Source organism: Azospirillum sp. B4, assembly GCF_000333275.1.
Taxonomy (GTDB): domain Bacteria; phylum Pseudomonadota; class Alphaproteobacteria; order Azospirillales; family Azospirillaceae; genus Nitrospirillum.
Window position 1 is genome coordinate 1 of sequence record NZ_BACU01000332.1, and the last position, 2,240, is coordinate 2,240.

At 70.6% G+C, this 2,240-nt stretch carries 4 protein-coding genes; 2 read left to right on the forward strand and 2 right to left on the reverse strand.

The window, feature by feature from the left end:
* The first annotated feature begins 19 nt into the window (after positions 1-19).
* Positions 20-163: an amidohydrolase family protein gene (locus I55_RS39050; RefSeq protein WP_286364301.1), complete on the forward strand. Its 144-nt coding sequence runs from the start codon at positions 20-22 to the stop codon at positions 161-163.
* A 98-nt stretch (positions 164-261) separates the two neighbouring features.
* Positions 262-966, forward strand: coding sequence for a peroxiredoxin-like family protein (locus tag I55_RS14870; protein ID WP_044561371.1), 705 nt, complete (start codon positions 262-264; stop codon positions 964-966).
* Between the two features lie 14 nt (positions 967-980).
* Here I55_RS14870 and I55_RS14875 read toward each other — a convergent pair whose 3' ends face one another.
* Positions 981-1,583, reverse strand: coding sequence for a hypothetical protein (locus tag I55_RS14875; RefSeq protein WP_044561372.1), 603 nt, complete (start codon positions 1,581-1,583; stop codon positions 981-983).
* Positions 1,580-2,240, reverse strand: a 661-nt coding sequence (locus I55_RS37085) for a hypothetical protein (protein WP_044561373.1), incomplete at its 5' end; no start/stop codon positions are given. The genes I55_RS37085 and I55_RS14875, both read right to left, overlap by 4 nt.

A 2,240-nucleotide genomic window follows, 5' to 3' on the forward strand; every position in this document is an offset into this window, starting at 1 on the left:
GCCGCTTCATGGAGGGGGAGTGGGGACGCTCAAGCCCGGCCTGCGCGCCGACTTCGTCATCCTCAGCGCCGATCCCCTGACCGTGGCCCCGCGCCAGATCGCGGACATCCGGCCGCTGTCCACNTGGGTCGATGGCAAGAAGGTGTACGAGGCGGGGAAATAGACTTCACCGCCGCCAATAAGCCTCTCAAGGATTCCTTGGGTTTTTCTGGCTGCCGGCGCTGGCAGAGTGGCGGCAAAACCTCAACCCGGAGACGCCGCATGAGCCAGCCCCTCATCCCCGAGCCCAGCCTGACCCAGTTGTTCAGCGACCTGCACGCCCACCGGGTGGCGACCATGGATCCGGCCCAGTTGCAGCTCAACATCGACCAGCGGCGTGAACTGGTGGAGACGGCGGACCGCGGCGCCTTCGTGCAGGTGGGGGAGCGGCTGACCGACGTGGTGCTGGCGGATGTGGAGGGTGGGACGCTGGACCTGGACGCCCTGCGGGCTCGGGGGCCGGTGGCGCTGGTCTTCTTCCGCTTCGCCGGCTGTCCCGCTTGTAACATCGCGCTGCCCTACTACCAGCGCCACCTCTGGCCGGGCCTGCGCGACCTGGGCGTCCACCTGGTGGCCGTCAGCCCGCAGCCGCCAGACCGCCTGGTGGAGATCAAGCGCCGCCACGACCTGGGCTTCGCCGTGGCCAGCGACAAGGACAACGCCTTGGGCCGCCGCCTGGGCATCGTTTTCACCGCCAACGCCGCCACCCAGGCGGCCAGCCTGGCCAAGGGCTCCCACCTTGGGGAGGTCACGGGCACCGGCACCTGGGACCTGCCCATGCCCACCGTGCTGCTGCTGGACCGTGACGGCATCGTGCGCCACGTCGACGTCACCCCGGACTGGCTGGCGCGGACGGAGCCTGGCCCCATCCTGCAGGCCGCGCGTGCCCTGGCGTTCCAGGAGGCCGCGCGCCGCGCGGCGGAGTAAGCCCCCCACCACTTCTAGGCAAGGCGCGCCCGGTCGCCACGCGGCGACGGGCGCGGCAGGTCCTCGGCCGCCAGGCGCACGGTGGCGACGGCCAGCGGCGTCACCGCCACGGTCAGCAGCATGTAGACGCCGCCGATGGCCAGGGCGTAGCCGGGCATGGTGCCCAGCTGTCGTATACACCAGCCCACCACCGCCCCCAGCGGTCCGGGACCGCCCTCCGCCAGGCTCCAGTTATTGGCGGCGGCGAGCACACGCAGGGCCACGAAGGCCTGGGCATAGGCGACGGCATGTAGGGGGGAGCGGTCCAACCATCGCCACGGGTTGACGTAGATCCGCAGGAAGGAGCGTCGTGGCCGGCGTAGCCAGTGTGGTTCCACGTCATGGGCGTGCGCCACGCCGAAGAGGTAGAGCGCGGTCAGGAACACGGCGCCCAGGCCGGTGGCGATCCAGGAGCGCAGCAACGCCAGCCCGTCCGGCGATGCCAGGAAGCTGTTGCCCTCGTGCACGCCATAGGCGCGCAACGCCAACACCGTCGTCCAGATGTCGGCGCCGCTGGCCACCATATAGGAGAGCAAATATTGCAGGGCGGATGAGGCCAGGCGGCCGCGTCGGGTCATGCTTGCTCTCCCGGCAAGGTCGTGGGTGGAATCGCGGCCAACGCTTCGGTCAGGAAGGTGAAGGCGGCCGACAGGGGGGAGGCGGTCTGGAAGTCCTGGGCCAGTTGCCGCATGTCGGTTCCGAAGGTGGCGGACACGGCCTCGCCGTCGGCTTCCCCCACCAGGGCCACGATCTCCCGCCACTCCCGCGCCAGATCCCGAACCGCCGGTGATGCGGCGGTGTGGTTGGCATGGCGCAGCCGGTCGGCGGTGGTCAGCGCCTGGGCGATGCGATGGCGCAGGGTGGGCAGGTCCACGCCCGTGCCCTTCAGCCGCTCCGCCATCGACAGGCGCAGGCGGGCGGCCTCCGGTTCCAGGCCTCGGCTTTCCACCAACTCGACCAGCAGGCGGCGCACGTCGTCGCTGGTCAGCGTCTGGGGGGCGGTGGCCTGGCGGGCCAGGCCGATCAGCTCGTCCACCGATAGGGTCTCGCCCTCCGCCAGGCGCTGGCGTGCTTGAGTCACGGCATCCAGCCGCTGGCGGAGGGCGGCGATCTGGTTCTCCAGATGGCGGCTTTGCAGGCCCAGGGTCTGCATCAAGTCGGCGCCGTCGCCGGCCAGCACCTCGCCGATCTGACGCAACGACAGGCCCAGGCCTTTCAGCGCCAGGATCTGGTGC